This window comes from Mesorhizobium sp. M1A.F.Ca.IN.020.06.1.1 (genome assembly GCF_004023265.1).
Lineage (GTDB): Bacteria > Pseudomonadota > Alphaproteobacteria > Rhizobiales > Rhizobiaceae > Mesorhizobium.
Genome location: NZ_RZSR01000229.1, coordinates 1 through 7,153 on the forward strand (window position 1 = coordinate 1; position 7,153 = coordinate 7,153).

The following is a 7,153-nucleotide window of genomic DNA, read 5'->3' on the forward strand; positions in this document are numbered from 1 at the left end:
GGGAAGGCCGGATCGGCGAAATCGACGACGCGCTGCTGCGCAGGAGCTTCGAGCTCAACTTCTTCGCCCACCAGTCGGCGGCGCAGAACGCGGTGCGCATCATGCTCGAACAGGGCACGGGCGGCGTGCTGCTGTTCAACACCTCCAAGCAGGCGGTCAATCCCGGGCCGAAATTCGGCGCCTACGGCCTTCCCAAGGCGGCGACGCTGTTTTTGTCGCGCCAGTATGCCCTGGACTACGGCGCCTACGGCATCCGCTCGAACGCGGTCAACGCCGACCGCATCCGGTCCGGGCTTTTGACCGACGCCATGATTGCCAGCCGCTCGGGCGCGCGCGGTGTCTCGGAAAAGGAATACATGTCCGGCAATCTGCTCGGCCAGGAAGTGACGGCCGACGACGTGGCGCAAGCCTTCCTGCATCAGGCACTGGCCGAACGCACCACGGCCGACGTGACGACGGTGGACGGCGGCAATATTGCCGCGGCGCTGCGCTGAAGAAACAAGGAGATCTCCCTGAGCGGCCCGTCGCTTTCCCAGAACGACGGACCACTCTCTCCGTGTCGCGACCCAGGTCAGGACTGAAGCCCATTTCACGTCTGCTGGAAAACTGCTCCAACCGGTCAAAATCCGCGCAAATCTTTTGCTTATTGCTCGAACAGCTTTAAGGGGGTGCCTTGCCCCTCGCTTGCGGGACACAAAGCTGGAGCCGCTATGCAAACCAGGGAAGTGCCTTATTTCAGCCAGTGGGAATCGCCCGGCATGACTCTGCCGCTGTTGGCGGAGGGACCATCGGCTCTGCACCGCGACCCGCTGTGGCGCAATTCCGGAGCCGAAACGATTGAGGATTATGCACGCTGGGCCGTGAATGTCTGCGGCATGGCCTGCCTGAAGATGATCCTTGCCGCGCGCGGCGAAATTCATCCGACGCTTGAGCTCGCCCGCGCCTGCACGGCCTATGGCGGCTATGTCGTCAATGAAGGCGACGGTACGATCAAGGGGCTGATCTACGAGCCCTTCGTCCGGTTCGTGCGCGAACGTTTCGGCCTGTTCGCCGAGACGATGACGAATGTCGATGCGGCCACGGTGCCCGGTCTGCTTTGCAAGTGGCGCTACTTCATCGCCTCGGTTCATCCAGGCATCCGCTGGCCCGAGCGCGAGCCGCCGTCGAAAGGCGGGCATCTGGTACTGGTGACGGCCGCCTCGCCAGGCGAAATCCGCTTCCACAACCCTTCGGGACACGTCAGGCAGAGCCAGGCGGACGTCACGCTACCGCTCGCCAGTTTCGACCGCTTTTTGCCCGGCGCGGCATCGCCGTCGGTTTCTGATCCTTGAGCATTGTGGAGATGTCGATGGCCGAAAAAAGACTGCGTATTGGCGTGCTCTTTGGCGGGCGGTCCGCCGAGCACGACGTGTCGGTGCTTTCGGCGAACAATGTCATGGGCGCGCTGGAGCCGGGGAAGTACGATGCCGTTCCGATCTTCGTCACCCGCGAAGGGCAATGGCTGCTCAGCCGCTTCGAGGACGGCGCGCTGGCGACACCGTCGAACGGAGCGGAGGTCTGTCTGGTGCCCGGCGGGCATGGCCGAATGCTGGCCGTTCCGGCCGAAGGGCCGCCTTACGAGTTGCCCGCGATCGACATTCTGTTTCCCGTCCTGCACGGTCTCCATGGCGAGGACGGCGCCGCGCAAGGACTGGCGGAGGTGGCGCGCGTGCCGCTTGCCGGCTGCGGCATTCTCGGTTCGGCCACGGCGCTCGACAAGGATATCGCCAAGCGGTTACTGAAGGCGGCCGGCCTGCCCACGGCACGGTCCAGCACCATCCTGCCCGAGGCCGCGCCTGGCTTCGCGGAGATCGAGCAGGCGCTCGGACTCCCGGTCTTCATCAAGCCGGCCCGCCAGGGCTCTTCCGTCGGCGTCAGCAAGGTCTCCGACGAAACGGGCTATCAGGCAGCGCTCGCCGAAGGCTTCAGGCACGACGGCAAGCTGCTGGCGGAGGAATTCATCCGCGGCCGCGAGATCGAATGCAGCGTGCTTGAGGACACGGAAGGTGGCCTCTTCGTCTCCCGTCCCGGCGAGATCGTGCCGTCCGAAAGCCACGGCTTCTACAGCTATGACGCCAAATATATCGATAAGGATGGAGCAGCACTTAAGGTGCCCGCCGAACTGCCCGAGACGATCGAAGGCGAGATCCGCGAGACGGCGGCGAAGGCGTTTCGCGCGCTGGGTTGCGACGCGATGGCGCGCGTCGACTTCTTCGTGAGACCGGACATGACGTTCCTGATCAACGAGCTCAACACCATTCCGGGCTTCGCCGACATCAGCATGTACGCCAAGGCAATGGCGGCAAGCGGCATCAGCTACCCGGAAGTCATCGACCGGCTGGTGGCGCATGGGCTGGCGCGTGCCGCCCGATCTACCTGAGCGACTCCGGGAATAAAAAGAGCGGCCCGAGAGCCGCTCTTGCCTTCAGGCGCGTGGCCTACTTGGCGTTGGGGTTCGGCATCCAGGCCGGCATGGCGACATCGGCATGGGCGAACTGCGGCAGCTTGGCCGACAGGTCTTCCATGTTCTTGATGTCCTTGTCGATAAGTTCCTTCTGGGTGATCAGCGTCGGCGGCACGATGACGTTGTGGCCGGGATCCTCGCCGGCGAGCAGTTGCGCCAGCGCGCGCACCGAGACCTGGCCGACGACTGCCGGGTTGGTGGCGGCGGTGGCGGCCCAGGCGCTGTCCGGCTCGCGCATCGCGGCGATGTCGGACGTCGATATGTCGGCTGAGTAGATCTTGATGCCCTTGTTCAGGCCGGCTTCGTCGACGGCGATCTTCACCCCCTTGGCGAACTCGTCGTAAGGCGCGAACATCACCTTGATATCGGGATGCGCCTGCAGCACCGAGCGCGCCTGGTTGGCGACGGAATTGGCGATCGGATTGTCGAGCGTGCCGAACATGGCGACCTCGCTGATGCCGGAATGTTTCTTCTTCACGTCGACCCAGGTTTCGTTGCGGCGGTCGAGCGGGGCGATGCCGGCGACATAGACATAGCCGGCTTTCCAGGCGTCGCCATTGTCCTTGACCGCCTGTTCGAGCGCGAGTCGCGCGAGATCGCGGTCGGACTGCTCGATCTGCGGGATCTTCGGGTTCTCGACATTGACGTCGAAGGCGACGACCTTGATGCCCGCGTCGACGGCGCGCTGGGCGGCGTCCTTCATCGATTCCGTCAGGCCGTGCTGGATGATGATGCCCTGCACGCCGAGCGCGATCGCCTGGTCGACCATGTCGGCCTGGAGCGCTGCGTCCTGGCGGCTGTCCAGCACGCGCAGATCGACGCCGAGCGCCTTGGCCTGCGCCTCGACGCCGGAGAGATAGGCCTGGAAGAAGTCACCGGTGGAGAGATAGCGCACCAGCGCGATCTTGACGCCCGGCTTGTCGAATGGCGCCGGACGGTCCGCCGCCAATGCTGTGCCCTGCATGAGCAGCGCCGCGCCCGCGAGGCCGAGTGCGGCCTTCCCTAAAAGTCTCCTTGTGATGCTCACTTCGTCTTCCTCCGTTTTGTTCTCAATGCCCCGGTCGAAACTATCTCTTGCCCCTGCCGGAAAGGGCGAAGGTGAAGACAAGGGCGACGACGAGAACCGCGCCCTTGACGAAATCCTGCGTGTAGTAAGGGGCGTTCATCATCGTCAGGCCCTGCAGCAGGACGCCGACGAACACCGCGCCGACGGCCGTGCCGAAAGCGTTCGGCTTGGCGGCGCCGAGCACCGCGTAGCCGATAAGCGCCGCCGCTACTGCGTCGAGCAGCAAATTATTACCCGAGGCGATATCGCCGCGTCCAAGCCGGGCAGCGAGCAAAATCCCGCCGATCGAGGCAAAAACTCCCGAAATGACATAGGCCCAGATCTTGTATGCCTTGACAGGCGCGCCGGCCAGTTCGGCGGCGCGTTCGTTGCTGCCGACGGCATACATCATGCGGCCGAAGCGGGTGTATTCGAGGAAGAACCAGATGAGCGCGGCGAGCACGACCAGCACCACCACCGAGACCGGGATCAGGTTCGGAATGAAGAAGTCGATGCGGTGGCGGCCGAGCGCCAGGAAGGCTTCCGAGAACTTGCCGTTGGCGACCGAGCCGTCGGGCATCGTCATGCCGGTGGCGATCGAGCGGCCTTCGGTCGGAATGCGTTGCAGGCCGAGCAGCAGGAACATCATGCCGAGCGTCGCGAGCAGATCCGGCACGCGCATGTAGACAATGAGCCAGCCGTTGATGAGGCCGACGACCGCGCCGATCACGAGGCAGGCGATGACGGCGACGACGGCGTTCTGCTCCAGCACAACCATGGCATAGGAAGCCGCCATCATGGCGCTGGTGGCGACCGAGCCGATCGACAGATCGAAGCCGCCGACGACAAGTGTCGCGGTGACGCCGAGTGCCAGCACGCCGGTGATGGCGACCGACTGGAAGATGAAGACGGCGCTTTGCGGCGAGGCGAAGCCGTCGGCGGCGATCGCGAAATAGGCGATCAGCCCGACCAGCAGGATGATGAAACCATAGCGGATCGCATAGTCGCGCAATGTTATCGAACGCCCCCGCGCTGCTGCCCTCTCCGCCAAACTGGAACTCATGCCTGCACTCCAAGTCTCGTCATCCATACGATCTCACGCCGCGCTGGTGAGCGGCCCGCCGGCCACCTCAGCCAGCAGCCGATCGAGATCGATGTCATCGTTCCTGTGCTCGCCGACGATCGCGTGCTCCGACATCACCAGGATGCGGTCGGCGGTCTCCAGGGCCTCGTCGATCTCGGTGACGAAGAGCAGTGTGGCGCGGCCATCGGCGCTCGCCCTGAGCTTGGTTGCGATGTCGCGCCGAGCCGAGATATCGACGCCCTGGAACGGCTCGTCGAGGATGAACAGGCGCGAGGCCTGCGACATCCAGCGCGCCACCATCACCTTCTGCTGGTTGCCGCCCGAAAGCGCGGAAAGCTCGTCCTTCTCGGAGCGGCAGACGATGCCGAGCTCGTCGATCTGGCGGCGTGCGGCAGCCCGCTCTGCCCGCTTCTTCATGACGCCGAAGCCGGACATGCGCTTGAGAAACGGCAGGCTGATGTTGCGTTCGATGTTGAAGCCGCCGACGATGCCGCTCATCGCGCGGTCCTTGGCCACAAGGAAGACGCCGGCAGCGATCGCCTCGCGCGCGGATCCCGGTGCGTAGGGCTTGCCGTCCATATGCATGGTGCCGGCGAGCGGCCTGCGCACGCCGAACAAAGTTTCGGCGAGCGCCGTCTTGCCGACGCCGACCAGGCCGGTGATCGCCACCACCTCCCCAGCGCCGAGCGTCATCGAGATCGGTCTGGCGCCGGGCGCCAGCTGCAGGCCTTGGGCGGTGAAGACCGCGCGCGCCGAGCTTCTGGCAATGACGCGGTCGAGCAGTATCTTGCGGCCGAGCATGGCATTGACCGCGCCCTCATAGTCGAGCGGCTTCCGGTCGAACACGCCGGAGACGACGCCGTCACGCATCGAGACGATGCGGTCTGCCAAGCGCCTGATGTCGGACATGCGATGCGAGATATAGAGCATCGCGACACCCTGCCCGCGCAGCCTGTCGATCAGCGCAAACAGCCGGTCGGCCTCGGCGCTCGACAGCGAGGAGGTCGGCTCGTCGAGGATCAGCACTTTCGGCTGGTGCGCCATGGCGCGGGCAATCGCGACCATCTGACGATCGGCGAGCGAGAGGTCCGCGACACGTGCCTTAAGATCGAGCGTAAGCCCCATGCGGTCGGCGACGGTCCTGGCTTCGACGCGGACATTGGCGGGCTTGAACAGCAGCGATGCACCCTTGCCGCTCAGCCGGTCGAGGGTCAGGTTGGTGGCGACGTCGAGATCGGCGACAACGCCGTCATTGATGTTCTGATGAACGGTGACGACGCCGGCGCGGATCGCTTCTGCCGGCGAGCCGGGATCGAAGGCCTGGCCGGCGAGCCGCATCGTGCCGCCGCCGCGCGCGTAGACGCCGCTGACGATCTTGACCAGGGTGGATTTGCCGGCGCCGTTGGCGCCCATCAGCACGGTGACCTCGCCCGCATAGAGATCCAGCGCGATGCCGCCAAGCACCTCGTTCTGGCCGAAGGATTTCCTCAGGCCGCCCACACGGAACACGGCATCTGCGCCCATTCGTTCCTCCCTGATCCATGACGCTATGGGCTCACTCGGCAATTGTCAACACGATTGACAATTGCCAGAGCGCTGCCTAGCTTGGCCCGGCCGCCATGGCTCCGTTATCGTGGGACACCACGCGCAGGAGGGAGAGGATGACCGGGAAGTTCGAAGCATTGTCGGTGGAGACGCTGCCGCAGCGCCTCGGCGAGACCACGGCGCTGACCGAGCGCATTGGCAAGGACGCCGGCCACTGGAAAGTACGCGAGGTCGGCGACGGCAATCTGAACCTCGTTTTCATCGTCGAGGGCGACCAGGGCGCGGCGGTGGTCAAGCAGGCGCTGCCCTATGTGCGCCTGGTCGGCGACAGCTGGCCGCTGCCTTTGAAGCGCGCTTTCTTCGAGTATCACGCGCTGACGAGGCAACAGCGCCGAGCGCCAGGCTCGGTGCCGGCGATCTATTATTTCGACGAGGACCAGGCGCTTATTGTCATGGAGTATCTGGCGCCGCCCTACATCATCCTGCGTCGCGCGCTGATCGACGGCCGCGAGCTGCCGAACATTGCGCGCGACATCGGCCTGTTCATGGCCCGCACGCTGTTCCGCGGCTCGGACCTCTCAATGCCGACAAAAGAGCGCAAGGCCGATCTCGCGCTGTTCGCCGACAATGTCGAGCTCTGCGACATCACCGAGAACCTGGTGTTCTCCGATCCCTATTTCGACGCCGAGATGAACCGGCACACCAGCCCGCAGCTCGACCGCCTGGTGGCCGAATTGCGCGCCGACCGCGACCTCAAGGTCGAGGCGCAGCGGCTCAAGCACCTATTCGCCGCCAATGCCGAAACACTGCTGCATGGCGACCTGCATTCCGGTTCGATCATGGTGACCGACACCGAGACCCGGATGATCGATCCGGAATTCGCCTTCTACGGCCCGATCGCCTTCGACGTCGGCATGCTGCTCGCCAATTTCTGGATGGCCTTCTTCTCGCAGCGGGGCCATGAGCAGAAAGGTAG

7 protein-coding genes are annotated in these 7,153 nt (G+C 64.7%); 4 read left to right on the forward strand and 3 right to left on the reverse strand.

What is annotated here, in order from left to right; genetic code table 11:
• The 3 genes from EOA60_RS12645 to EOA60_RS12655 all read left to right on the forward strand — a co-directional run.
• On the forward strand, nt 1-494 hold a 494-nt coding region (locus tag EOA60_RS12645; RefSeq protein WP_128311427.1), incomplete at its 5' end, for an SDR family oxidoreductase.
• Between the two features lie 216 nt (nt 495-710).
• Nucleotides 711-1,331, forward strand: coding sequence for a hypothetical protein (locus EOA60_RS12650; protein WP_095823871.1), 621 nt, complete (start codon nt 711-713; stop codon nt 1,329-1,331).
• Between the two features lie 11 nt (nt 1,332-1,342).
• Nucleotides 1,343-2,419: a D-alanine--D-alanine ligase family protein gene (locus tag EOA60_RS12655; RefSeq protein ID WP_095823872.1), complete on the forward strand. Its 1,077-nt coding sequence runs from the start codon at nt 1,343-1,345 to the stop codon at nt 2,417-2,419.
• A gap of 58 nt (nt 2,420-2,477) precedes the next feature.
• On the opposite strand, the gene EOA60_RS12660 is transcribed toward EOA60_RS12655, so the two are convergent.
• The 3 genes from EOA60_RS12660 to EOA60_RS12670 form a co-directional block, all read right to left on the reverse strand.
• A complete protein-coding gene (locus EOA60_RS12660; RefSeq protein WP_066988974.1) occupies nt 2,478-3,530 on the reverse strand; it encodes a substrate-binding domain-containing protein in 1,053 nt (350 codons plus the stop codon).
• 40 nt (nt 3,531-3,570) lie between these two features.
• Nucleotides 3,571-4,566: an ABC transporter permease gene (locus EOA60_RS12665; protein WP_066989394.1), complete on the reverse strand. Its 996-nt coding sequence runs from the start codon at nt 4,564-4,566 to the stop codon at nt 3,571-3,573.
• A gap of 78 nt (nt 4,567-4,644) precedes the next feature.
• Nucleotides 4,645-6,156 (reverse strand): sugar ABC transporter ATP-binding protein, encoded by a 1,512-nt coding sequence (locus tag EOA60_RS12670; protein ID WP_095823873.1) that lies wholly within the window; start codon nt 6,154-6,156, stop codon nt 4,645-4,647.
• Nucleotides 6,157-6,293: 137 nt separating this feature from the next.
• On the opposite strand from EOA60_RS12670, the gene mtnK reads away from it, so the two are divergent.
• Nucleotides 6,294-7,153, forward strand: an 860-nt coding sequence (gene mtnK, locus EOA60_RS12675) for an S-methyl-5-thioribose kinase (protein WP_128311429.1), incomplete at its 3' end; no start/stop codon positions are given.